Origin of the sequence: Pseudomonas sp. NFACC42-2, from assembly GCF_900116055.1 — a bacterium.
GTDB lineage: Bacteria > Pseudomonadota > Gammaproteobacteria > Pseudomonadales > Pseudomonadaceae > Aquipseudomonas > Aquipseudomonas marginalis.
Genome location: NZ_FOZO01000012.1, coordinates 140165 through 162003 on the forward strand (window position 1 = coordinate 140165; position 21839 = coordinate 162003).

Annotated in this window: 22 protein-coding genes; 8 read left to right on the plus strand and 14 right to left on the minus strand. The window is 60.9% G+C overall.

Annotated features, from left to right (window positions below):
- Positions 1 to 131: 131 nt before the first annotated feature.
- Positions 132 to 488, plus strand: coding sequence for a hypothetical protein (locus BM416_RS20835; RefSeq protein ID WP_092489311.1), 357 nt, complete (start codon positions 132 to 134; stop codon positions 486 to 488).
- 57 nt (positions 489 to 545) lie between these two features.
- Here BM416_RS20835 and BM416_RS20840 read toward each other — a convergent pair whose 3' ends face one another.
- The 8 genes from BM416_RS20840 to BM416_RS20875 form a co-directional block, all read right to left on the minus strand.
- Complete coding sequence (locus tag BM416_RS20840) at positions 546 to 1400, minus strand: transporter substrate-binding domain-containing protein (protein WP_092489312.1); 855 nt, start codon at positions 1398 to 1400, stop codon at positions 546 to 548.
- Positions 1397 to 2173, minus strand: a complete 777-nt coding sequence (locus BM416_RS20845; RefSeq protein ID WP_092489313.1) for an amino acid ABC transporter ATP-binding protein — start codon at positions 2171 to 2173, stop codon at positions 1397 to 1399. The genes BM416_RS20840 and BM416_RS20845 overlap by 4 nt, the downstream gene beginning before the upstream one ends.
- Complete coding sequence (locus BM416_RS20850; RefSeq protein ID WP_027607849.1) at positions 2170 to 2829, minus strand: amino acid ABC transporter permease; 660 nt, start codon at positions 2827 to 2829, stop codon at positions 2170 to 2172. Before BM416_RS20850 ends, BM416_RS20845 begins: the two co-directional genes overlap by 4 nt.
- Positions 2810 to 3475 (minus strand): amino acid ABC transporter permease, encoded by a 666-nt coding sequence (locus tag BM416_RS20855; protein WP_065941074.1) that lies wholly within the window; start codon positions 3473 to 3475, stop codon positions 2810 to 2812. Before BM416_RS20855 ends, BM416_RS20850 begins: the two co-directional genes overlap by 20 nt.
- A 510-nt stretch (positions 3476 to 3985) precedes the next feature.
- Entirely contained in the window at positions 3986 to 4768 is a 783-nt protein-coding gene (locus tag BM416_RS20860) for a MetQ/NlpA family ABC transporter substrate-binding protein (protein ID WP_027607851.1), read from the minus strand.
- Between the two features lie 149 nt (positions 4769 to 4917).
- Entirely contained in the window at positions 4918 to 5838 is a 921-nt protein-coding gene (locus tag BM416_RS20865) for a sigma 54-interacting transcriptional regulator (protein ID WP_139237767.1), read from the minus strand.
- A gap of 49 nt (positions 5839 to 5887) precedes the next feature.
- Complete coding sequence (locus BM416_RS20870) at positions 5888 to 6469, minus strand: alpha/beta hydrolase (RefSeq protein WP_024072766.1); 582 nt, start codon at positions 6467 to 6469, stop codon at positions 5888 to 5890.
- 242 nt (positions 6470 to 6711) lie between these two features.
- Positions 6712 to 6960, minus strand: a complete 249-nt coding sequence (locus tag BM416_RS20875) for a hypothetical protein (protein ID WP_090401127.1) — start codon at positions 6958 to 6960, stop codon at positions 6712 to 6714.
- A gap of 459 nt (positions 6961 to 7419) precedes the next feature.
- Here BM416_RS20875 and BM416_RS30930 point away from each other — a divergent pair, with 459 nt between their 5' ends.
- From BM416_RS30930 to BM416_RS20890, 3 genes are all read left to right on the plus strand, one after another.
- Positions 7420 to 7758 carry a hypothetical protein gene (locus BM416_RS30930; RefSeq protein ID WP_256577567.1) on the plus strand — a complete coding sequence of 113 codons (339 nt, stop codon included), beginning with the start codon at positions 7420 to 7422 and terminating at the stop codon, positions 7756 to 7758.
- Between the two features lie 337 nt (positions 7759 to 8095).
- The gene (locus BM416_RS20885) at positions 8096 to 8944 is read left to right on the plus strand and encodes an EamA family transporter (protein ID WP_027607853.1); all 849 of its coding nucleotides are present in this window, start codon (positions 8096 to 8098) and stop codon (positions 8942 to 8944) included.
- Positions 8944 to 9891: a LysR substrate-binding domain-containing protein gene (locus BM416_RS20890; protein ID WP_092489314.1), complete on the plus strand. Its 948-nt coding sequence runs from the start codon at positions 8944 to 8946 to the stop codon at positions 9889 to 9891. Before BM416_RS20885 ends, BM416_RS20890 begins: the two co-directional genes overlap by 1 nt.
- 85 nt (positions 9892 to 9976) lie before the next feature.
- Here the strand turns inward: BM416_RS20890 and BM416_RS20895 are convergent, their stop codons facing one another.
- From BM416_RS20895 to BM416_RS20910, 4 genes are all read right to left on the minus strand, one after another.
- On the minus strand, positions 9977 to 10378 hold the full coding sequence (locus BM416_RS20895; RefSeq protein ID WP_010565408.1) for an ExbD/TolR family protein: 402 nt from the start codon (positions 10376 to 10378) through the stop codon (positions 9977 to 9979).
- Position 10379: 1 nt separating this feature from the next.
- On the minus strand, positions 10380 to 11099 hold the full coding sequence (locus BM416_RS20900) for a MotA/TolQ/ExbB proton channel family protein (RefSeq protein ID WP_027607855.1): 720 nt from the start codon (positions 11097 to 11099) through the stop codon (positions 10380 to 10382).
- A gap of 54 nt (positions 11100 to 11153) precedes the next feature.
- The gene (locus BM416_RS20905) at positions 11154 to 11969 is read right to left on the minus strand and encodes an energy transducer TonB (protein ID WP_012721645.1); all 816 of its coding nucleotides are present in this window, start codon (positions 11967 to 11969) and stop codon (positions 11154 to 11156) included.
- Positions 11970 to 12193: 224 nt separating this feature from the next.
- Positions 12194 to 13060, minus strand: a complete 867-nt coding sequence (locus BM416_RS20910) for a LysR family transcriptional regulator (RefSeq protein ID WP_092489323.1) — start codon at positions 13058 to 13060, stop codon at positions 12194 to 12196.
- Between the two features lie 108 nt (positions 13061 to 13168).
- Here BM416_RS20910 and BM416_RS20915 point away from each other — a divergent pair, with 108 nt between their 5' ends.
- Positions 13169 to 14356, plus strand: coding sequence for a CynX/NimT family MFS transporter (locus BM416_RS20915; protein WP_092489315.1), 1188 nt, complete (start codon positions 13169 to 13171; stop codon positions 14354 to 14356).
- On the opposite strand, the gene BM416_RS20920 is transcribed toward BM416_RS20915, so the two are convergent.
- Entirely contained in the window at positions 14327 to 16642 is a 2316-nt protein-coding gene (locus BM416_RS20920; protein WP_092489316.1) for a TonB-dependent receptor, read from the minus strand. The genes BM416_RS20915 and BM416_RS20920 overlap by 30 nt on opposite strands.
- A 155-nt stretch (positions 16643 to 16797) precedes the next feature.
- Here BM416_RS20920 and BM416_RS20925 point away from each other — a divergent pair, with 155 nt between their 5' ends.
- Positions 16798 to 17742, plus strand: coding sequence for a LysR family transcriptional regulator (locus BM416_RS20925; RefSeq protein ID WP_092489317.1), 945 nt, complete (start codon positions 16798 to 16800; stop codon positions 17740 to 17742).
- Between the two features lie 100 nt (positions 17743 to 17842).
- Positions 17843 to 19450, plus strand: a complete 1608-nt coding sequence (locus BM416_RS20930; protein WP_092489318.1) for an alkaline phosphatase family protein — start codon at positions 17843 to 17845, stop codon at positions 19448 to 19450.
- Positions 19451 to 19724: 274 nt separating this feature from the next.
- Here BM416_RS20930 and BM416_RS20935 read toward each other — a convergent pair whose 3' ends face one another.
- The gene (locus tag BM416_RS20935; protein WP_065941064.1) at positions 19725 to 20630 is read right to left on the minus strand and encodes a TauD/TfdA dioxygenase family protein; all 906 of its coding nucleotides are present in this window, start codon (positions 20628 to 20630) and stop codon (positions 19725 to 19727) included.
- Positions 20631 to 20809: 179 nt separating this feature from the next.
- Between BM416_RS20935 and BM416_RS20940 the strand changes: the two genes are divergently transcribed.
- Positions 20810 to 21730 (plus strand): LysR family transcriptional regulator, encoded by a 921-nt coding sequence (locus BM416_RS20940; RefSeq protein WP_092489319.1) that lies wholly within the window; start codon positions 20810 to 20812, stop codon positions 21728 to 21730.
- Positions 21731 to 21839 lie beyond the last annotated feature (109 nt).

A 21839-nucleotide genomic window follows, 5' to 3' on the forward strand; every position in this document is an offset into this window, starting at 1 on the left:
GCCAGACCTGTGAGTTCTAACAGTAGACGGCCGCCGCCAACCCTCGTAAATATTGGCTCCCGTCTTGCTGCGCGGACATTCCCACGCGCTGCCGTGCAAGCACCTCACTTACCCGTACTGAGGTAGACCCAATGAGCAGCCAAAAGACAAAAAAACTTCCGCCCCTGCAAATCAAAGAGGCCAAACCACCGATTCCCCCCTCAGACTACTGGTTACTGTCTTTGAAGGATGTGCCCCCCGAGGGAGCAACCGCCGTCATTCAGCCTACCGACATAGGCACAAGCAATGATCGCCTGCAGATTTACATCGATGGCGAAGTCGTGGTGGACAAAGAGTTCAACAATAAGCCGCCGCGGGAGATTCAGGCATTCATTCCCAGGGATACATTGCTGAAGAACAGTGGCCAGCGGCAAATCCACTACATGATCCGGATCGGCCAGGGAAATGGCGAGATGGGCGACTCCGAAAAATTCCACATCACCCATTGAACAGGGGCCTGGATCATTGACGATCGTTCCCACGGAGTGGGAACGATCAGCTAGGAATCAGCCCTGCCACTTCCCGCCTTCAACGATCACGCTTTCAGGCTTGGTGTCATCGCTCAGCTCCTTGCGCACATATTGGTCATACAGCTTGAGCAGGAATTTCTCCTCACCCAGCTTCGCCAACTCGGCATTCACCCAGTCGCGCAGTTCGATATTGCCCTTCTTCACCGCCGGGGCAATCGGCGCTTCGTCACCGAGCTTCTGTTCCAGCACGCGGTAGCCCGGGTTCTGCTTGGCCCAGCTGAACAGCACCAGGTTGTCTTGCGCATAAGCATCGCCACGCCCGGCCGACAGCGCTTGCAGCGATTCGGAGTTTTTCTCGAACTTCAGCAGTTTCCAGTCCGGGTGGTTCTTGGTCAGCCAGATATCAGCAGTGGTGCCGGTGGTGACGATGGTGGTGCGGGTGGCCAGGTCATCCAGGCTTTTCACCGCGCTGTCCTGGGGCACCAGGGCCTGCACCGCGACTTTCAGGTTGGGGTTGGTGAAGTCCACTGCTTCCTTGCGCTCGGGCGTCACGGTCATGTTGGCGAGGATCAGGTCGACCTTGTCGCTTTGCAGGAACGGAATACGGCTGGCCGGCTCGACGGCGACGAATTCGACTTTGTTCTCATCGCCCAACAGGTCCTTGGCGAATTGGCGGCCGATGTCGGTATCGAAGCCGACATAGCGGCCCGCTTCGTTGACGAAGCCAAACGGTGGCTTGTCGGTAAACACGCCGACGATCAGCTTGTCCCGCGCCTTGATCTTGTCGAGGTAGCTCACGGCAGCGGCCGCAGGCTTGGTGGGCTCTTCGGCCTTTTTATCGCAGCCGGCCAGTAAGGCGACAGCCAACAGTGGCAGCAGTAACTTTTTCATAGCAGCTCCAGTTCCTTGGTTTTCTTGGGCAGTGTTGAGACAAAGGAGAACTTCTCCAGGAACTGCTGCGCGCGTGCGGTTTGCGGGTTCGTAAAGAATTCTTCGGGGGTGTTGTGTTCGAGGATGCGACCGGCCTCCATAAACACCACGCGGTCAGCAACGGCGCGGGCGAAGGCCATTTCGTGGGTGACGATCAGCAGGGTCATGCCATCGCGGGCCAGGCCCTGGATCACCTCCAGCACTTCCTTGACCATCTCCGGGTCGAGGGCGGCGGTGACCTCATCGAACAGCATGACCTGAGGGTTCATGCACAGCGAGCGGACGATGGCGATGCGTTGCTGCTGGCCGCCGGAGAGCTGGCGCGGGAAGGCGTCGCGCTTGTCCGCCAGGCCGACGCGCGCCAGCAGTTGCTCGGCCTGCGCGCGGGCTTCGCGCGGTTCGCGTTTTTGCACTTTCAGCGGGCCGAGCAGGATGTTGTCGAGCACGCTCATGTGCGGGAACAGGTGGTAGCTCTGGAACACCATGCCCACGTCCTGGCGCACCTGGCGCCAGTCGGTGGTTTTATCCAACAACTCTTTGCCGGCAAACCGCAGGCTGCCGCTATGGGCCACTTCCAGGCCGTTGAGGCAGCGCAGCAAGGTGCTTTTGCCGCAACCGCTGGGGCCGAGGATTACCACCACTTCGCCGCTTTGCACACTCAAGTCGATGCCCTTGAGCACCTGCTGGTCGCCGAAGAATTTGTTGAAACCCTGGAACTCGATCAATGCGCTCATGCTTGGGCCCAGCGCCGTTCCAGCACCTTGGAGGCGGCCGACAACGGGTAGCAGATAAAGAAGAAAAACAGGAACAGCGCGCCGTAGATCAACACCGACTCATAGGTGCGCTCGATGATTTGCTGGCCGACCTTGATCACGTCCACCACGCCGATCAGCACCGCCAGGGAACTGGTCTTGATGATGCGCGTGTAGACGTTGATGGTCGGCGGCGTCATGCGCTTGAGGGCCTGGGGCAGCAACACGTAGCCGTACAACTGCGGGTCGGACAAGCCAATCGACAGGCCGGCTTCGCGCTGGCCGCGGGGCAGCGAATGCAACGCGCCGCGTACCACTTCGCCCACTTCGCTGGCGCCCCACAGCGACAGCACCAGCACCGCGCACCAGAAACTGGGGATGCTCAGGCCAAAGAAGATCGGCAGGCCAAAGAACAGCAGATACAACCACACCAGCACCGGAATCGCCCGGAACAGCTCCAGGTAAACCCGCAGCACCGCGTTGACCAGCCTGTTGTTCAAGGTGCGCAGCACGCCATACAACACGCCGCCGACCGTACTGAAGGCGATGCTCAACAACGAAATCGACAGGGTCTGCGCAGCGCCCTTGCCCAATTGCGGCAACGACACCCACAACAACTCAAGACCCGAACTGGCCATGCTGGAGCCTCCTTTCCAGGCGGCTGAGCAGCAGCGACAACGGCAAGAACAGCAGCACGCAAATCAGCGTCAGCACGGCGAGCATTTCGTAGGTCTTGTAGTAGAGGGCGATGTAGCTCTTGGTGGTGTAGAGAATCTCCGGCACCGCCACGGCAGAGACCACGGTGGTCTCCTTGAGCAGGAAGATGAAATTGGCGAACAACGCCGGCAGGCTGAGGATGCCGGCCTGGGGCAGGATCACGTGGCGCAGCAGCTGCCAGTCCGACAGGCCGATGGACTTGCCCGACTCGATCTGCGCCAGCGGCACCGCTTCCACACCGGCGCGCAGCACTTCGGTGAGGTAGGCACCGCCGAGGAACGTCATGGTGATGATCGCCGCCCAGAACCCGGAGATATTCAAACCCAGCGCCGGCAAGGCGAAGTACACGAAGAACAGCTGGATCAGCAGCGGTGTATTGCGCGCCAGTTCCACATAGAGCGCCACCAGGCGCGACAGGTACGGCGTGCGAAACACCAGCAGTGCGGCGTTGATCAGCGCCACCAGCAACGAGGTGGCAATGGCGATCAGGCCCACTTGCAGCGTAACGCCCACGGCATTCAAAAACGCCGGCAGGGTGCTGAGGATAAAAGCGAAATCGAAGGTCATTGTGAGTCCATGACGCCGCAGGGGTAATGCGGCGAGCGTCGTCCGATCCGGCGTGGGTAACGCCGGGTAGCGCGAACTTTAAAGGTATAAAAAGTAAAATTTAAATACCGAAAAAGCATATTGATATCACCCAAAAAGATAACCGACGGATTCGCGGGTTTTCCAGGTGACGGCTATGGTTGGGGGGTCTGTGTTTCGAGGGAATGAACAATGAACAAAGCGAAACCGATTGATCCGCAGGAGCTGGTGAAATGGTTGGTGGCGTTGCGCAGGGCGATCAATAGCCGCGCGCTCTGATACGCTGAAAATCCACTGTGAGATGAAGATCAAATGTGGGAGGGGGCTTGCCCCCGATAGCGGTATGTCAGTCACAGATGCATTGACTGAACCACTGCTATCGGGGGCAAGCCCCCTCCCACATTTTGATTGCATTCCAGATTCCACACATAAAAAACGCCGACGCTATGTGAGCCGTCGGCGTTGAAACCTTGAAGGGGGTTTTGGCTTACATCAGAACGCGGGCACGACTGCACCGTTGTACTTCTTCTCGATGAAGGCTTTGACTTCCGGGCTGGTCAGGGCCTTGGACAGTTTCTGGATAGCGTCGCTGTCCTTGTTGTCCGGGCGCGCCACCAGGAAGTTCACGTACGGCGACTTGGCATCTTCGATGATCAGCGCGTCCTTGGCTGGGTTCAAGCCAGCTTCCAGGGCGTAGTTGGTGTTGATCAAGTCCAGGTCAACCTGGTCCAGGACCCGTGGCAGCAGGGCCGATTCCAGCTCCTTGAACTTCAGGTTCTTCGGGTTGCTGGCAATGTCTTTCGGCGTGGCCAGGGCGTTGGTCGGGTCTTTCAGGGTGATCACACCGGCTTTCTGCAGCAGCAACAGGGCGCGGCCGCTGTTGGAACCTTCGTTCGGGATGGCCACGGTGGCGCCATCCTTGAGCTCGGAAATATTCTTGATCTTTTTCGAGTAACCGCCGAAGGGTTCAACGTGCACGCCAACCACGGTGACCAGGTTGGTGCCCTTGCCCTTGTTGAAGTTTTCCAGGTACGGCAGGGTCTGGAAGTAGTTGGCGTCCAGGCGTTTCTCGGCAACCTGTACGTTTGGCTGTACGTAGTCGGTGAAGACTTTGATTTCCAGGTCCACACCTTCTTTGGCGAGGGTTGGCTTGACCAGCTCAAGGATCTCGGCGTGCGGGATCGGGGTGGCGGCCACCACCAGTTTCTCGTTGGCCTGGGCGAAGCTCGCAGTCAGGGCAGCCGCCAATGCGGTAAACAACAGAACCTTTTTCATGCAGTGTCCTTATCGAAATTCCGGGGCGTCTCTGACGACCGTTTTTTATGTGGTGTGCCAGCGAAGTGCTATCGCGGCGTGGAATGGACAATACCTAGATTTTTTATTCCCGAACAATATCTTTTATTCACGTTGATATTCCATTTTGCTCATGTAGCGGCTTGTTCCTGTAAAAAGCTGCGCAAGGTTTCCCGCTCAGCCGGGCTGGCATTGGCGAAGATGCGCTGCACTTGCTCCAAGGGCGACCCCGCCACCGGCAGGTTCAGGTGTTCGGGCAGAATTTCGTCGCCGCTGCTCACCAGCAAGGCGAAGTGGATGACGTTCTCCAGCTCGCGGGTATTACCCGGCCAGCTGTGGTGTTCGAGGACGCGCTGGGCCGCATCGCTGATCAGCGGCACCGGCAGGTCCAGGCGCTGGCTGTAGATGCCGAGGAAGTATTCGGCCAACGACAGGATGTCCCCCACCCGCTCACGCAACGCCGGCAGATCCAGCTGGCCTTCGCTCAGGTAATGGAACAGCCGCTCATGAAACTTGCCGGCGGCCACGGCCTGGGCCAGGTCGATGCTGGTGGCGGCCACCAGGCGCACGTCCACCGGGCTCGGCTGGTGGGCGCCCACGCGGGTGACTTCATGGTTTTCCAGGGCCGCCAGCAGTTTCACCTGGATCGGCAGCGGCAAGTCGCCGATCTCATCCAGATACAAAGTGCCGCCATTCGCCGAGCCAAACCACCCGGCCCGGCTGCTGGCCGCGCCACTGTGGGCGCCGGCGGCGTAGCCGAACAGTTCGGCGTCGGCGTAGGTTGGGCTGATGGCGCCGCAATTGACCGAGACAAACAAACCGGAGCGGTCGCTGCCCCGGTGAATATGCCGCGCCAGCAACTCTTTACCGCTGCCGGTCTCACCCCGAATCAATACAGGCAAGGCGCGCGGGGCCAGGTTTTCAAGGTCTTCGCGCAGCTTGCGCGAGCGCGGGTCGACAAACACCAGCGCCTTGGCGCGGATGCTCAGCGGGCTTTTTTCGGCGTCGGGGAAGGTCAGCAGTGGCTGACCGAAGGTTTCATGCAGACTCATGGCAGGCTCCCGCCCCAAATCCACTCAGGGACGGGGCGTTGAAAAAATATCAGGCGGTGCGCCGGGCGTGATGCTCGAGGCGGCTTTGCAGGCGATACAGGTAGGCGAACCCCTGCTCCCAGCGCTGGTGACCGGACTTCACGTTGATATGCCCGGCCCCCGACAGGATGCCGGCTTCGGCCCCCCAATTACGCGCCAGCTCCAGGGCCCGGGGGGCGCTGACGGCGCTGTCGTTATCGGAACTGACCACCTGGCTGGGAAACGGCAGCAGGTCGGTCGGGATCGGCGCAAAGTTGCGCAACGCCGGCGAGCAGGCTGGCCGTTCAACGTCCGCCGGAGCCACCAGCAAGGCCCCGCGCACCTGCCGCAGGAACTGCACGGGTGCGGTGGCAGCCCAATGGGCCACGGTGATGCAGCCCAGGCTATGGGCGATCAGAATTACCGGGGTGCTGTCGGCGGCAATCGCCTCGGCCAGTGCAGCCACCCAGTCCTCGCGGCGCGGCGTCAGCCAATCGGCCTGCTCCACCCGTGCGCTGTTGGGCAGGCTGTTCTGCCAGTGACTTTGCCAATGATCTTCTGGCGATCCTTGCCAGCCCGGCACGATCAGATAACGAATCAACTCGCTGTGCATGGGTGTGCCCTCCTGCAGCGTTTAACGTTGTAGGACAGTATAGGGACGAGGGTTATATTCGTTAAGGAATAAGAAGCTATTTATTAATAACCAAAAACTCAAGCATTCATGAAATTCAAATGTGGGAGGGGGCTTGCCCCCGATGGCGGTGGGTCAGTGACATATTTATCAACTGACCCACTGCTATCGAGGGCAAGCCCCCTCCCACATTGACTCGATTTCACATTCAATTTGCAGTGGTTTTAGATGACGTGATTGGTACGAGGCATGCAGTCGATGGTGCGATCCACCACGGTCTTGGCCATTTCCAGCAAATGCCACACCGCATGGACTTTCGCGCGGTCGTGCGGCTGCAGGTGCTCACAACAGTCCCATACGGTGGCCGATGCGCTGTGGATCAGGTGAGCGATATAAAGTTGGGCGTCTTCGAAACTGAGGTTTTCGTTGGCGACAAGGCAGTCAACGGGTGGGTCGGGAAGTGCTTTGGTCATGGTGTAACTCCTATTGAACACGGGAGCGACCACTAACACTGCTAAACGATAGGTGGCAGCTGTACGCGGGTTAGCAGACTGGCCAATAGGAACACCAGCGCACCCGAGGGTGCCCCACGCACAGCCACCATAAACGCGGATGTGAACCGTGTGCCTATTGAACTCAGGCTGCTAAACCCGATCGCTGAAAACCAGCGACGGGCCGAAGACTAGCCATCCATTCCAACAGTCACAAGGCGGCGGGGATTGTCTCGGAAACGTCCTGCAATTTAAAGGGACACGGCTGGCTGGCCCTTTACAAACCATGACGAAATGCCAGCATCGATCACCTGATGAACTTTCTTGTAGGAAATATCTTCCATGACGGTTTTTTATGGCTCCGCTGACGACTTTTCGCTTTTCCGGAGAGTGGTGAGGTTAGTTAAATATTGACTCCAACCAACCCCGTAAAAAATCGCAATGAATATAAGTACTTTCCACCACGAAACTTCTAAAGTCAGGCTTTCTAAAACCGCATTCAACGAACTACTGAGCGCAAAAGCCAGCTCCGAACCGGATGATCAAACTAATCGATTCGATGCAAAGCCTGCTTACATCGCCCCCCATCACTCGCAGACCCTCAGCGCAGAACTGCGCAATATACGAAAAATCGTTGATCACGAAAAACACGTCCTTATCCTAGATGGATTTAAAGTCGATGATCTTGCAGGTTTCAAATCTTTTATATGGACGTTCGGCTCTTTGCTGGGAGCGCCAATGGTGCAGAACCATCTTGGCCATAGGGTTATTGAGGTGTAGGTACTTCCGCGTCTATATCGAATGGGCCCACATCAAAGCGGGAGCGCCATTAACCCTGGCGCAAATACATGCATTGGATTTTCTAGATACAGTCCTTTCAATCTTCAGTTCAACATCGAGTGCTGCTTGAACCAGGGCAGGTTCTTATTTCAGCTGACAACAAGTTTCTCCATACCCGAACGCATTTCATCGATAAGAGCGCTCCGCGCTTAGAGATTGATGACGCAGTCTCTTTGAAAGATCTCAATCGATACATGTTACGAATGTGGTTGCGCAAACGATGATCCCTCGCCGGCCATAAGGCACAACTTCATATTCCCATCACAAGCCGAGCCCCATGGACAACTCCAACATCGCGATCACCCTTGTTTTGATCTCCGCCTTCATGCACGCCACCTGGAACGCGGTCGTCCGGGCGGGGAGCAGTCGCTTCATGACCTTGGCCATGGTCGATGGTACGGCGTTGCTGATCTGCCTGGCGGCGCTGCCGCAGGTGAATACGCCAAGCCTGCAGGTGTGGGGCTACGTGCTGGTTTCCGTGGTGCTCAACACGGCCTATCGATTGTTTCTGATCAAAGCGTATGAAACCGGCGACTTTGGGCAGGTCTACCCGGTCATGCGCGGGGTGCCACCGGTTCTAGTCGCGCTGTTTTCCTATTTCCTGCTGCACGAGCAGCTATCGTTTCATGCCATGGCGGGGGTGTTGCTGATTTGCGTAGGCATTATCAGCCTGACATTCGTGCGCAGGATGTCCGCGCGTATGTTCAAACCAATTCTGATGGCGGTGTGCGCAGGTGCTTTCATCGCGTCCTACACAGTAGTGGATGCCAAAGGTGTCAGAGCCAGTGAGACGGTGCTGCAATACATCATCTATCTGACGGTATTCCAGAGCATTCCGATTCCGGCGCTGGCGTTTTTCAAGAAACGTCTGGAATTCGCAGAGGCCATTCGCAACCATTGGAAAGTCGGCGTAATGGGCGGCGTTTTTTACCTCACTTCCTACGGCCTGGTGCTGTTCGCGCTGTCGCTGGATGCGGTGGCCAAGGTCTCAGCGTTGCGGGAAACCAGTGTTATTATCGGCGCCATTATTGCCGCGCTGTTTTTTCACGAGCGGTTCGGCTGGCGGCGGATGCTTTCGGCGTTCGTCATTGTTTGCGGGATCATCCTGATCAAAGTGAGCACCTGATGGGCCAACGTCCGCCACCTACACCCATGCTGCAAGCCTTTGTCAGTGCTGCACGAACAGGCAGTTTCGCCCGCGCAGCATCAGAGTTGAGCCTCACCGCCAGTGCCATCAGTCATCAGATCGCAGGTCTGGAAGAGTGGTGGGGCGTTCAGTTGTTCGAGCGCCATTCGCGGGGCGTCAACCTCACAACCGCCGGGCAGGCTTTGTTGCCGGTGACCGATGATTTTTTCAAAACCCTTGAGACGGTGTTGCACTCGCTGAATCCGCGCAAATCTCAGCCCCTTTATCTTTCGTGCACTTCGTCCCTGTGTTCGACCTGGCTAATCCCCAGAATGCATGGTTCCCACACCGACACTTCATTCAATCTCGACCTGGTATTGACCAGTGCGGATATGAATAGCGCCAATCTCGGTGCCCATCAATTCGATGTTGCGATTGTGATGGGGTACGGCGACTACCCGGATCATCATGCCGAGCTTCTGATGCGCGATGCCGTGTTCCCGGTTTGCTCACCGGAGTTTCAACGCATGAATGGCGATATTTCGCTGACGGATATCGCGCGGTATCCACTCATTCACCGTGTGGACGATCAAGTGTGTCCAGGGTGGGAAAGCTGGTTTGCGTTCCAGGGCCTGGCAGCTGCGCCTTATCACCATGGGCCGCGCTTTCCGGACTCAAGCCTGGCAATCAGTCTGGCGGTGAAGGGTGGCGGGATTGCGCTGGCCAGGACAGCGTTGGTGTATGACCAGTTGGAAGAAGGTGCATTAGTCACCCTAGGCGGCCCGCTGATGATGTCGCCGGCGGCGTACTACGTTATTTGTAGGAATGGGCGGCAGTCGGAACCTGATATCGCTCGGTTGATTGACTGGCTTAAAGAGAGCGCTAGAAAGTTTCAGCAAGAAGTTGAAATCCGGTATCCGCAAATCGCTGGGGTTGGCGCACTTTGATCGTGTGATGTTACTGAAACGGAGGCAAAAAAAAGGCCGCACCCTGCCAAGGAAAACGGCCAAAAAATTGTCGAGGCTTTTGCAACTAACGTGCGGTAATCACCGACAGCTTGGTAATCCCCGCGCGCTCGATAGACGCCATGGCTCGCGCCACTTCGCCGTAGTTCACACCATCGTCAGCCTGCAGTTGTACCCGCACATCGGGGTCCTTGGCCTTGGCCGCCTGCAGGTTGAATTCCAGCAGGTCCGGCTGGATTTCGTCCTTGTTGATAAACAGTTTGCCGGCGCCGTCGATGCTCACCACCAGCGGGTCCTTCTGCTCCACCGGGGCTACGGCCTCGGTCTTGGGCAGGTTGATCGGGATCGCATTGGTCAACAGCGGCGCGGTGACGATAAACACCACCAGCAGCACCAGCATCACGTCCACCAGCGGCGTGACGTTGATCTCGCTCAGTACCTCATCACTGTCTTGCGTGGAGAAGGCCATTTCAGGACGCCTCCTTCACTTTTTGCGGGTTGCCCGGCGCATGTTTAGTCAGGGCAGGATGCAGCAGCACACGGAAGGAGTTTTTCTGCGCCAGGCTGTAGAAGTCGTGGGCAAAGTCATCCAGGTCAGCCGCCGTGAGCTTGAGGCGACGCAGGAAGTAGTTGTAGACCAGCACCGCCGGCACCGCGACGGCGATCCCCACGCCCGTGGCGACCAGGGCGGCACCGATGGGGCCGGCCACGGTTTCGAGGCTGGCGGAGCCGGCGGCGCTGATGCCCTTGAGCGCTTCCATGATCCCCCACACGGTACCGAACAGGCCGATAAACGGCGAGGTGCTGCCGATACTGGCGACCACGGCCAGGCCGGTTTCCAGGGAGCGGCGCTCACGTACGATCTGCTGGCGCAGGGCACGCTCGAGGCGGTCCTGGTGGTTGATCGCCTGGCTCAGGTCGGCCGCATGCGGCGCTTCCCCGACCTGGATCGCGGCGTAACCGGCCTGGGCCACACGGGCAGCGGCGCCGGGCTGGGTTTCGGCCAGCTCGGCGGCCGAGTCGAGACTCGACGCCGCCCAGAACTGTTTGTGGAACTTGCGATCCTGCGCTTTAAGGCGACCGAACTGCACGCCCTTGAGCAGGGCTAGGCCCCAGGTGGCGACCGAAAAGACCACCAGCAGCCAGATCACCGCGCTTTCGATGGATTCAAGTGGAGATGCTAATGCCATGATGTTTTCCCTCTGTACTAGTCGCGGCGTGTGCTGCACACCGCAGCGCAATAGTTAGTGAATCTTGAAGTCGATCGGTACGCTGACCCAGCCGTCCTGGGCCACATCGCCCTGCTTGGCCGGCACGAAGCTCCACCGCTTCACGGCGGTCAGTGCGGCGTCGTCGAGTTGCTGGCGACCGCTGCTTTTCTGGACCTGGATTTCGCCCGGCTTACCGCTGGCCAGTACATGCACCCGCAATAAAACCGTGCCTTCCCAACCGCGACGCTGCGCCAGTGACGGGTACTCCGGCGCCGGGTTCTTGAGGTACGCGGCGTTGGCCGAAGCCGGTGTCACCGGGGCTGGCGCGGGCGGAGCGGGCGCGGGGGCCGGTGGCGCCGGTTGCGGTGGCGTGGGCGCCTGCTCGACCGGTTTCGGTGCGGGCTTGGGCTCAGGCTTTGGCACCGGCTTGGGCTTGGGTTTTGGAATCGGCTTGGGCGGCGCCGGCTTGGCGGCCAGCTCATCCACCACCGGCGGCGGTGGCTCGACAACAGGCGGTGGCGGTGGTGGCGGCACAGGCGGTGGCGGTTCCACCACGGGCGGTGCCGGCTGGGAAAATTCGATGGTCATCGGCGGAATTTCCGGCGGCACAATCGGCAGCACCGGCGTGGGTTTCTGGCTGACCCAATAAATCACTGCACCGTGCAGGGCCAGTACCAACAAACCGAGCAGGATCCCTTCGCGGCGGCTGGAGAAGCGCTTCGGGGTTTGCTGCGTCCGCAATTGCCCCAACGGCGCGCGGTGCGGCCGGCCAAGGTCGACCAACTCACCACTCGGTGCCTGGCGCCATTGCGCCTCGGGTGCACTGGCGGCGGTCTGGACATTGCCCATTGATTGACTCCCTACGGTTTCGAAACAAAAAAACCGACGGGCCTGCGTGGAAGGCCGTCGAGGGCTGAATCATCGGGGCCAGACGCTTATCTCTTAAAGTAATCTTTGAAGTTATAGATAGATCAATTTTGAATAAACGAATACTCTGCAAACGCCAAAGCCCCGGCCCACGTGGCCTGGCGCCGAGGTGGTTTTTTTTGATGCTTTTCAGGCATACAAAATATTCACTTAAGGCATGGCTCAACGGGGCTGTTTGCACACAAATCGAACAGCTCAGCCTGCAAGCACTGCCCCGCGGCACTCAGGCCATGACGGGCATACAACGCCAGGCGCACGCCCTGCACCACGGGCAAACCGCTGTCCGGCCCCAGTTCCACATGCCCTGGCTGCACGACCCGGCGCGGCAACAGACTCACACCCAACCCCGCCGCAACCGCCGAACACACGCTGGCCAGGCTGGCACTGGAATAACCGATACGCCAGCGCCAGCCGCCTACTTCCAGGTGGTGCAGCATTTCATTGCGGTACAGGCCGCCCACCGGGAATGCCACCAACGGCAGAGGGTCGCGCCCCAGGCACGGCGTGCTGCGGCTGTCGACCCAACACAGCGGCTCGGGCCACGAGGCCAGGCAGTCATCGCTGCTGCCCATCTGCTTGACCAGCAACACGTCGAATTCACCACCGCGGTATTGACGCTGCAACTCGGGGCCGAGACCGCTGGTGACCTCCAGGCGCACCCGTGGATACGCCAGCACAAATGCCGACAGCAACGGCATCAGGCGCTCGGCGGCAAAGTCTTCCGGCACCCCCAGGCGCAGCACGCCGTCGCTCTGTTGGTTGATCAACACATCGGTGGCTTCTTCATGCAGCGCGAGGATGCGCCGCGCATAGGCCAGCAAGCGTTCGCCCTCGGCGGTGGCGACCACGCGGCGCTGGTCGCGGTCCAGCAACTGGCACGCCACCGCCTCTTCCAGGCGGCGGATCTGCTGGCTCACGGTGGACTGGGTCAAGTGCAGGCGCTCGGCGGCGCGGGTGAAGTTGCCGCAGTCCACCACGGCGACAAAGCTGCGCAACAACACGGGATCGAACATCAGCGTCACCATTCTCTTTGCCACTGGTTGGCATGGTTATATTTAATTTCAGAATACATTGGGTGCTGGCCATACTCACGCTTCATTTGCCGACTGCAAGAGCGTTGTATGACCCTGAACAAATCCCTCGCCGGCTGGGGCCTGCTGGTGGTGCTCGGCCTGAACCTGCGGCCGATCCTCAGTTCCATCAGCCCGTTGCTCGGCGAGATCCGCCAGGCCACCGGCCTGAGTTTCCAGAGCAGCGCCCTGCTGACCAGCCTGCCGGCGGTGTGCATGGGGCTGGTGGCGCTGGTGGGCGTGCGCGTGGAAGCCCGCCTCGGCGAACGGCGCGGCATCGCCCTGGGCCTGATGATGATCCTGCTGGCGTGCCTGGCACGCTGGCTGATGGGCCAGGCGTCGGCGCTGCTGGTCACGGCGTTGCTCGGCGGTGCGGGGGTGGCGCTGATCCAGGCCTTGGTGCCGGCGATGATCAAGCGCGAATTCCGTCATCGCGTGCCGGTGGCGATGGGTGTGTACTCGGCCTCACTGATGGCCGGCGGCGGGCTGGCAGCGCTGCTCAGCCCGCTGGTGGCCACGCATTTCCAGGAATGGCAGGCGGGGTTGGGGGTGTGGCTGCTGCCGGCGCTGGGTGCCTTGCTGCTGTGGGCCTGGCTGCCACTGGGCGCGGCCAGAAATCCACAGGTGGTGCCGGCCTTCAAGGACCTGCGCAATCGCCGCGCCTGGTTGCTGGCACTGTATTTCGGCCTGGTCAATTGCGGCTACATGAGCCTGGTGGCGTGGCTGCCGGCCTACTATCAGCAACTGGGCTGGGGCGTGCTGCCCAGCGGTTCGCTGCTGGCGTTCATGACCATCTTCCAGGTGATCGCCGCGCTGTTGATGCCGGTGCTGGCGCAGCGCGGTATCGACCGTCGGCCGCTGCTGGGCATCGCCCTGCTGGCCCAGACCGTGGGTTACCTCGGCCTGATCGTCGCACCGCAGGAATATCCGCACCTCTGGGTGGCGTTGTGCGGCTTCGGCCTGGGCGCGTGTTTCGCCCTGAGCCTGCTGCTGACCCTCGACCACCATCGCGACCCACGCCAGGCCGGGCAACTGGCGGCCTTTGTGCAAGGCGTGGGCTTCTTGATCAATGCGGTGTCGCCGTGGCTGACCGGCTGGCTGCGCGGGCTGACCGGCAACTTTGTCAGCGCCTGGGTGGTGCTGACGGTCACGGCGGTGGCGATGCTGGTGGTGACGCGCGTGTTCAGCCCGGCCACCTATCGCACGGGGCTAGAAGTCATAGCGCCCGGTCACCCCTAGCGTGCGCGGCGTACCGAGCAGGCCTTCGTAGCCGCCGTTCCCCCCCGTCCACAGCGTGGTGTAGTAGGTCTTGTCGAAGGCGTTTTTCAGCCATAACGACACGTCCCACTGTCCCTGCTCATAGTTGCCGCGCAGGCCGGTGGACAGGTTGACCACGGCGTAGGCAGGAATCTGTCCATAGTCGGAGTCCTCCACCGTGCCCACGGCCTTGGAGCGGAACGCATAGCTGGCGGTGACGTAGGGTTCGAAGCCGTTATCCAGGTTCCACTTGTATTCGCCGTTGGCGTTGGCGATCCACTTCGACGCCCCCACCACTTGATGCCCGCTCAGGTCGCAGGAGGCCGGCGCACCGGGACGCAGACTGACTTCCGGCGGGCACGGCGCATCCTTGTAAGACAGGTAACTCACATCGTTGAACGAGCCGTTGAGGTTCAGCGTCAGGCCCTTGATCGGCACCAGGGTGCTTTCCACCTCGACGCCCCGCGAGCGCACCGAACCGGCGTTGGTCAGGTACTGCACACGGTTGTCCTGGTCATAGGCATTGGTCTGGTAGCCGTTGACCTGGGTCCAGAACAGGTTGGCATTGAGCTGCAGCCGCCGGTCCCACAGGGTGCTTTTGAAACCCAGTTCGGCGTTATTGGCGCGCTCGGTGCCGATCAACAGCGAGTCGGCCCCGGCCGTCGGTGCCGAGCCTACCGCCAGGTTGACCCCGCCGGACTTCTCGCCATGGGACAACGTCGCGTAGCCCAGCAGGTTTTCGTTAAAGCGGTAGCTCAGGTTGAGCAAACCCGAGGGGCTGGTGCTGTATTGCGTGAGGTCACCGGAATCGTACGCCCCCGCGCGGCCGCGTCGAGCCGTCGCGGCAGCACCGGTGACCGCCGCACCCCCAAGGGGAGTGTTACGCGTGACCCAGGCACTTTTTTCTTCGTAGGTGCCGCGCAGGCCGGCGGTGAAATCCAGGCGCTCGGTGAGGTGCCAGGTGCCCTGGGCAAACAGTGCAAAACTGTCGGTGCGAATGTGCCCGTTGCCGACGCTGCTGACGTTGGCCAGTGCGCCGGCTGGCGTGCCGTTCCAGATGTCGGCCTGGGGCCCGTAATAGGCGAAGGACTTGTTATCCAGAGAGTTGCCGAAGTAGTAGGCACCGAGCACGTAATCGAAGAAACCGCCGGTGGGCGACGCCAGCCGGAATTCCTGGGACCACTGCTTATCTTCCACCGACACCCCGGCGTTGTACGACGCCGGCACGTTAAGGCCGTCGTCGTTACGCGGGGTGAAATTCCAGAAGCGATAGGAACTGACCGAGGTCAGGGTGAAATCACTCGGCAACGTCCAGTTGGCCTCCAGCGACGTACCGCCCTGGAACACGGTGACGTGCTGGTCGCTGTCCAGGTTGACCTTGCGGTGGGTGCCATCGACCAGGGTCGCGCCTGCCGCGTTGGCCCGCGACTGGTAGAGGTTGGTGCCGTTGATGGTCGGCCCGGTGCTGTACAGCACCCGGGTGCCGGCGCTGGAATCCTCTTCGTTGTAATCGCCGATCCAGCGCAGGTTGAACACCTCGCTGGGCTTGTACAGCAGTTGCCCGCGAAAGCCCTGGCGCGAGCCGCCGTTGAGGTCATGGCCGTTGTATTCGTTCTTGATGTCGCCGTCGCTGCGGGTGCGATAGGCCGAGAAACGCCCCGCCAGGTCATCGGTGAGCGGGCCGGAAATCGTGCCCTTGGTCTGGAAGTAGCCGTCCTCGCCCAGCGAGGTTTCAATGCTGCGCTCCGGGGTAAAACTCGGCGCGCGCGTGCTGATGTTGATCACCCCGGCGGTGGTGTTTTTGCCGAACAAGGTGCCTTGCGGGCCGCGCAAGACTTCAAGCTGCTCGATGTCCATCAGGTCGAACACCGCCATGCCCGGCCGCCCCAGGTACACGTTGTCGATATACAGCCCTACGCTGCCTTCCAGGCCGTCGCTGGCCGGGTTGTTGCCAAGCCCACGGATCGACACGCTGGACTGGCGTGCATGCATATAGGCGACGTTGACGCTGGGCACCAGTTGCTGCAGATCCTGAATCCGATACACCCGCTGGCTCTCCAGCGCCTGGCCGCCGATCACGCTCATGGGCGTCGGCACTGCCTGAGCGCTTTCGGTGCGCCGCCGGGCGGTGACGGTGACCGTCTCCAACTCGCCGCCGGCGCTCTCGCCCTTGCTTACCGGCGCGGGCGTTTCGGCGGCCTGGGTCGGCGACCAACTGGAACTGCCGGCCACCAGAATGGCCAGGGGCAAGGACTTCAACAGACTCATAAGCGGCTCCGGAACCCGGAAATATCCATCGAGAGATATTCCTTTAGGTTATTTATTTATGTTTTTACGAACATTTACTGCATAAGAGATAGCCTTTATAAGGAGTCGACCTAATGCATAGCCAATGCATTTCCCGGATATTTTTGATGTGAAAAATGCATATCGATCTGCGCCAGCTTCGTCACTTCATCGCCCTTGCCGAACAACGCAGTTTTGTCGCCGCCGCGTTGACGGTGAACCTGTCGCAATCGGCGTTCAGTCGCAGTATCCAGGCCCTGGAACACAGCGCCGGTTGCCAGCTGATTGACCGTGGCCGCAAAGACCTGGCGCCGACCAAACAAGGCCAGGTATTGCTGGAGCACGCCCGGCGCCTGGTCAGCGGCGCACAGCAACTGGCCAATGAGATCAGCCAGTTCAATGGCCTGGAGGCGGGGGAATTGCGTTTCGGTTGCGGTCCGGCACCGGCCGGCGGCCTGATCCCCCGCGCCATCGGCAGTTTTATCGGGCGCTACCCCAAGGCACGGGTGCAGTACCAGGTGGACGACTGGCAAAGCCTGAGCAAACGTCTGCTCAGTGAAGAGTTCGAGTTTTTCGTCGCCGACACCCGCCACTTCGAAGCCAACCCGGACTATCACACCCACCGCCTGCGCCCGCGCCGCTGGTATTTCTGCTGCCGCGCCGGCCACCCGCTGGCCCTGCGCGACAGCGTGAGCGCCGCCGAGCTGATGAGTTACCCACTGGCCGTGACCATCCGCCCGCCCAACCTGCGCAAGGTCATCGTCGACCTCAGCGGCCGGCCCGATTTCCTGCCCAATGTCGAATGCGAGAACGGCTATAGCCTGATGGGCGTGGTGCTGCGCTCCGACGCCATCGGCATCGTCAGCGCCAACAGCGATGTGCTGCACATGGCCCGGGGCGAACTGGTGTGCTTGACGATCGAGGGCCTGGCGGAGGATCTGGAGGAGCGTTACACCCGCTACGGCATCGTCAGCCGTGCGGGGTATCGCTTGTCGCCGCTGGCGGAAGCGATGATCGAGCAGATCAAGCAGGTCGATGAGTTGGATGAAGAGGTGTACGCGCTGGAGAACGTCGCGGTCTAGGCCATGCATCCACTGCATCAAAGCCAGTCCCCAAATGCACTTGCCAGCCCCCCACCCGAACGGCGAAAAACCTCACCTGTCCTCCGTCTGGTGAAGCCCCATGTCCCACCCCCAACCCGTGCGTAACGTGCTGTACATCATGTGCGACCAACTGCGCCGCGATTACCTGTCGTGCTACGGCCACGCCCACTTGCACACGCCGAACATCGATCGCCTGGCCGCCGCCGGTGTGCGCTTCAGCCGCGCCTATACCCAAGGCACCATCTGCGGGCCCTCGCGCATGTCGGCCTATACCGGGCGCTACGTGAGCAGCCACCAGGTGGCGTGGAACGCGGTGCCGTTGCCCCTGGAAGAACTGACCCTCGGCGACTACCTGCGCCCCCACGGCATCCGCACGGCGCTGGTCGGCAAGACCCACGCCACGCCCAATGTGGACGCCTTGCAACGCCTGAATATCGACCCTGACAGCAAGCAGGCCGAGCCGTTGAACGAAGTCGGCTTCGAGGCGTACCTGCGTCACGACGGCATCTACCCCGACAGCCCGCTGTTCGAGGATAAACGCGAGTCCGCGCCCTACACCCATTACCTGCGCGAGCAGGGCTACAGCGGCGCCAACCCGTGGCACGAATGGGCCAATGCAGCAGCCGGTGAAAACGGCGAAGTGCTCAGCGGTTGGCACATGCGCAATGCAGGCCGCCCCGCGCGCGTGGCCGAAGAACATTCGGAAACCGTCTACACCACCGACCGCGCCATCGACTTTATCCGTGAGCAGGCCGAACAACCGTGGTGCCTGCACCTGTCCTATATCAAGCCACACTGGCCCTACATCGCACCGGCGCCCTATCACGCGCTGTATGGCGCCGAGCATATCCAGGCACCGATCCAGCCAGGGGAAACCAGCGATCACCCGGTGTACCAGGCGTTCCGCCAGCACCAGGAGAGCCTGAACTTTTCCCGTGACGAGGTGCGGCTCACGGTGATTCCCACCTACATGGGCTTGATCAAACAGGTCGACGACCAACTCGGGCGCCTGTTCGATTTCCTGCAAGGCAACGGCCGTTGGGACGACACCCTGATCGTGTTCACCAGCGACCACGGCGATTTCCTCGGCGATCACTTCCTCGGCGAAAAAGAGTTTTTGCTGGAACCTGCGGTGGGCATTCCGCTGATCGTGCGCGACCCACGCGCCGCCGCCGATACCCGCCGTGGCACGGTGGACGCGCATCTGGTGGAAACCATCGATGCGCTGCCGACCTTCCTCGACGCCCTGGGTTTGCCAGCGGCCGAGCATCGCCTGGAAGGCCGCTCGCTGATCCCGCTGCTGCACGGTCAGGAAACCAACTGGCGCCGCTACGCCATCGCCGAGTACGACTACGCCTTCCAGGCCCCGGCCCGCGAACGCCTGGCGCAACCCATCGACCGTTGCCGGATGACCATGGTGCGCAGCGACCGCTGGAAATACCTGGCGTATGACGGCTTTCGCGCACAGCTGTTCGACCTGGAAAACGACCCGCAGGAACTGCACGACCTGGGCAACGACCCGGCCTATGCCGAAGTGCGCGAAACCCATTTGGGGTATCTGTTCGAATGGCTGCGCGGGCTGAAGCGGCGCACCACCATCAGCCACGCAGAGATCGATCTGCGTGGCCAACGGTTTCGTTACGGTGAGCCGGAAGCGGAGAAAGTGGTGCAGATCGGCGTCTGGTAAACCACCCATCGGATGTGGGGGTCCCACTGCCTCTTCGAAGTAGCGCTCTCGCGCAGCAAACGGGTACCTCTGTGGTGAGCGGGCTTGCCCCGCGTTGGGCTGCGCAGCAGCCCCAGAACCAGGCGCAGAGGAGTGCCTGATACACCGCATTCGTCTTCATCAGGGGCGCTTCGCACCCCAACGCGGGGCAAGCCCGCTCACCACAGGTACGGTGTTCGCCCTTAACTAACTGGCCTTGGGACTTGCCCCCTCCCACATTTGAAGCGTTGTCAGCTCAGAGACCTTTGGTGGTCTGGCTGCGCTGCCCGTGCACGCCCACCGGCACATCGCCTTTGAGCGTCACCCGGCGCACGATGCGTTCCTGGGTGCCGTAGTCGTCCACGGCGTAATGCTGGGTGGCGCGGTTGTCCCAGATCGCCACGTCGCCGGTGTTCCAGCGCCAGCGCACGGTGTTTTCCAGGCGGGTGACGTGGCTTTGCAGCAGGTTGAACAGCTGGGTCGAGTCCGCCTGGGAATAACCTTTCAGGCGCTTGACGAAGTGCCCCAGCAGCAGGGTTTTCTCGCCACTGACCGGATGCACGCGCACCACCGGGTGCTCGGTCTCGTACACCGTCGAGGTGAACACCTTGCGGTATGCCTCAAGCCGCTCGGCCGACACATCCGGCTTGAGCGCGGCGTAGTCGTATTCGTTGCTGTGCACCGCCCACAAGTTATCCGCCAGGGCGCGCAGTTCGACGCTGAGGTCGTTGTAGGCGCTTGAGGTGTTGGCCCAGACCGTGTCGCCACCGGACTTGGGCGCCAGTACCGAACGCAGCACCGAGGCTTTCGGGTAGGCATCGACGAAGGTCACGTCGGTGTGCCAGGAATTGGCGCGCTGCCCACGGGTGCCGTCCAGCTCCATGAGGAAGCGCGTGCCGTCGCGCACCGGCACCGTCGGGTGGGCAATCGGCTCGCCGAGCAGATGGGCGAAGGCTTCCTGGCTCTGGTCATCGAGGTGAGTCTGCTCGCGAAAGAAGATCACCTTGTACTGCACCAGCGCCTGCTGGATGGCTTCGACCGTGGCGGCATCCAGATCGCCGGACAGTGTGATGCCGCGGATCTCGGCGCCGATGCGGCCGGCGACCGGGTGAATATCCAGCGCCTGGGCGACGGGTTGAACAGCTAATGCGGCGTTGCTCATGGTGGTGACCCTCTTGTGCCTGCTGATGGGGACGCTTTCCGACAACGCTCTATCCATATGCAATTTAGGTCTAGCAAATGAACTAATGCTTCATTGACGGAATAAGAGCTTGCATTTAAAACCTCTGCTCCCGTGGTCGCAAATGCCTTCGACCTATTTTTAAGATGCAGGGAAAGCATATGGATCTTCGCCAACTGCGCTACTTCATCGCCCTCAACGAACACCGCAGTTTCGTGCGTGCGGCGGACGCCATGGGCATCACCCAACCGGCGTTCAGCCGCAGCATCCAGGGGCTGGAACAGGAGTTCGGCTGCGTGCTGGTCGACCGTGGCCATAAGGACCTGCGCCCCACGCCGGAGGGCCAAGTGGTGCTGCAACATGCCCTGTCCCTGGTGCACGGCGCCGCGTTGCTGAGCAGTGAAGTGACGCGCATGACCAAGCTCGACGCCGGCGACCTGCGCTTCGGCTGCGGCCCGGCACCGGCGGTGAAACTGGTGCCGGACGCGGTGGCGCGCTTTATCAGCGCCCACCCGAAAATCCGCACCAGTTTCCAGGTGGATAACTGGGAAAAACTCAGTCGTGCCCTGAGCCGTGAAGAGATCGAATTCTTTATCGCCGACATCCGCCAATTCGAAGCCGACCCGAATTTCCAGACCCGCGCGCTGACCCCCAAGCGCGGGGTATTTTTTTGCCGACCGGGGCACCCGTTGCTGGCCAAGGACAGCCTGTCGACCAACGACATGTTCGACTACCCGCTGGCGTCGCCGCTGATCTCACAGGGCATTCGCAAACTGTTGGCGAACCTGAGCGGGCGCATGGATTTTTCCCCGAGCATCCAGACCGAACATTTCCCGGCGCTGGTGAAGATCGTGCTGCAGTCCAATGCCATCGGCGTGGGCACCGAGGAGGCATTCGCCGAAGACATCGCCCACGGCACGCTGAAGCTGCTGCACTGGCGCAACCTGCCGCAGAACATGGAGACCATGAGTGCCCGCTGCGGGATTGTCAGCCGCACCGGTTCGCGGTTGTCGCCGGCGGCGAAGGCGATGATCGAGACGTTGGTGGAGGTGGACAGGCAGGAGGTGAGTGTGGCGGTTTGACGGGCCTCATCGGGGGCAAGCCCCGATGGCCATGAGTATCTACACAACTTCAATAGAATAGTGCGTAGCAGCTGTCGAGCCCCGGCCAGGCTACGTCGGCCGCGACTCG

What these genes read in the sequence shown, in the direction of transcription:
- BM416_RS20835 (WP_092489311.1), top strand. Translation starts at nt 132, where the DNA reads ATGAGCAGCCAAAAGACAAAAAAACTTCCGCCCCTGCAAATCAAAGAG.
- BM416_RS20840 (WP_092489312.1), bottom strand. Translation starts at nt 1,400, where the DNA reads ATGAAAAAGTTACTGCTGCCACTGTTGGCTGTCGCCTTACTGGCCGGC.
- BM416_RS20845 (WP_092489313.1), bottom strand. Translation starts at nt 2,173, where the DNA reads ATGAGCGCATTGATCGAGTTCCAGGGTTTCAACAAATTCTTCGGCGAC.
- BM416_RS20850 (WP_027607849.1), bottom strand. Translation starts at nt 2,829, where the DNA reads ATGGCCAGTTCGGGTCTTGAGTTGTTGTGGGTGTCGTTGCCGCAATTG.
- BM416_RS20855 (WP_065941074.1), bottom strand. Translation starts at nt 3,475, where the DNA reads ATGACCTTCGATTTCGCTTTTATCCTCAGCACCCTGCCGGCGTTTTTG.
- BM416_RS20860 (WP_027607851.1), bottom strand. Translation starts at nt 4,768, where the DNA reads ATGAAAAAGGTTCTGTTGTTTACCGCATTGGCGGCTGCCCTGACTGCG.
- BM416_RS20865 (WP_139237767.1), bottom strand. Translation starts at nt 5,838, where the DNA reads ATGAGTCTGCATGAAACCTTCGGTCAGCCACTGCTGACCTTCCCCGAC.
- BM416_RS20870 (WP_024072766.1), bottom strand. Translation starts at nt 6,469, where the DNA reads ATGCACAGCGAGTTGATTCGTTATCTGATCGTGCCGGGCTGGCAAGGA.
- BM416_RS20875 (WP_090401127.1), bottom strand. Translation starts at nt 6,960, where the DNA reads ATGACCAAAGCACTTCCCGACCCACCCGTTGACTGCCTTGTCGCCAAC.
- BM416_RS30930 (WP_256577567.1), top strand. Translation starts at nt 7,420, where the DNA reads ATGAATATAAGTACTTTCCACCACGAAACTTCTAAAGTCAGGCTTTCT.
- BM416_RS20885 (WP_027607853.1), top strand. Translation starts at nt 8,096, where the DNA reads ATGGACAACTCCAACATCGCGATCACCCTTGTTTTGATCTCCGCCTTC.
- BM416_RS20890 (WP_092489314.1), top strand. Translation starts at nt 8,944, where the DNA reads ATGGGCCAACGTCCGCCACCTACACCCATGCTGCAAGCCTTTGTCAGT.
- BM416_RS20895 (WP_010565408.1), bottom strand. Translation starts at nt 10,378, where the DNA reads ATGGCCTTCTCCACGCAAGACAGTGATGAGGTACTGAGCGAGATCAAC.
- BM416_RS20900 (WP_027607855.1), bottom strand. Translation starts at nt 11,099, where the DNA reads ATGGCATTAGCATCTCCACTTGAATCCATCGAAAGCGCGGTGATCTGG.
- BM416_RS20905 (WP_012721645.1), bottom strand. Translation starts at nt 11,969, where the DNA reads ATGGGCAATGTCCAGACCGCCGCCAGTGCACCCGAGGCGCAATGGCGC.
- BM416_RS20910 (WP_092489323.1), bottom strand. Translation starts at nt 13,060, where the DNA reads ATGTTCGATCCCGTGTTGTTGCGCAGCTTTGTCGCCGTGGTGGACTGC.
- BM416_RS20915 (WP_092489315.1), top strand. Translation starts at nt 13,169, where the DNA reads ATGACCCTGAACAAATCCCTCGCCGGCTGGGGCCTGCTGGTGGTGCTC.
- BM416_RS20920 (WP_092489316.1), bottom strand. Translation starts at nt 16,642, where the DNA reads ATGAGTCTGTTGAAGTCCTTGCCCCTGGCCATTCTGGTGGCCGGCAGT.
- BM416_RS20925 (WP_092489317.1), top strand. Translation starts at nt 16,798, where the DNA reads ATGCATATCGATCTGCGCCAGCTTCGTCACTTCATCGCCCTTGCCGAA.
- BM416_RS20930 (WP_092489318.1), top strand. Translation starts at nt 17,843, where the DNA reads ATGTCCCACCCCCAACCCGTGCGTAACGTGCTGTACATCATGTGCGAC.
- BM416_RS20935 (WP_065941064.1), bottom strand. Translation starts at nt 20,630, where the DNA reads ATGAGCAACGCCGCATTAGCTGTTCAACCCGTCGCCCAGGCGCTGGAT.
- BM416_RS20940 (WP_092489319.1), top strand. Translation starts at nt 20,810, where the DNA reads ATGGATCTTCGCCAACTGCGCTACTTCATCGCCCTCAACGAACACCGC.